General features: G+C 50.5%; 2 protein-coding genes. One reads left to right on the top strand and one right to left on the bottom strand.

Features of this window, described 5'->3' with window-relative positions; translation table 11 throughout:
* The coding region (locus ACRZ91_RS22185) for an adenylate/guanylate cyclase domain-containing protein (RefSeq protein WP_480908653.1) at positions 1-314 on the bottom strand (314 nt) is incomplete at its 3' end.
* A 48-nt stretch (positions 315-362) separates the two neighbouring features.
* Between ACRZ91_RS22185 and ACRZ91_RS22180 the strand changes: the two genes are divergently transcribed.
* A partial coding sequence (locus ACRZ91_RS22180; RefSeq protein WP_480908651.1) for a hypothetical protein occupies positions 363-584 on the top strand: 222 nt, incomplete at its 3' end.

Below are 584 nucleotides of genomic sequence, written 5' to 3'. Positions count from 1 at the left end.
GCCGCGTGAATTGCGACGCGGCGAGCGTCCGGAACTTGATTGATATCGAAGATGGCAAGCATTCCATCTCCCATGAATTTCAGAACGTTACCGCCATTGCGTTCGACTACGTCAACAGCTTCCGCGAAGTAGTCGTTTAGCAATTCTATGATTGAGTCCCCCGGAAGCGCCTCTGACAATTTGGTAAATCCTTGCAGGTCAAAATACCAAATCACCGCTGAAATAGTTTCCGATGAACCTCGGGTGATGTCCCCGGAAAGAACGCGCCTACTGGCGTCTTTGCCCAGATATGCGGCTGTAATATCTTCAGCCATCAATCGGTTCGCCCCACATTTCAGCGTCAGGCAAAGTGGAGATATCAGTTGACGCAAACCATCAAGTTGCTCGCTTGTGAAGCCCCCACTCGCGTCGGTTGTCAACGAGATTATAGCACCTTCATAGGCCTGCATTGGATCGACTGGCGTAGTATTGTCCTGAATAAGGAAAAACCGTTTAACAGCGAAGTAGTCAGTTGCACCGCGCTCGCGAAGTTCGTCGAAGATCGGAAAGTTGAGCGCGGGTTCTTCGACTGTCAGATCTTGTCT

It is taken from the genome of Ruegeria sp. O11 (assembly GCF_056535285.1).
Note: the sequence above shows the minus strand (reverse complement) of the source record. Positions and strands in the feature narration are given on the sequence as shown.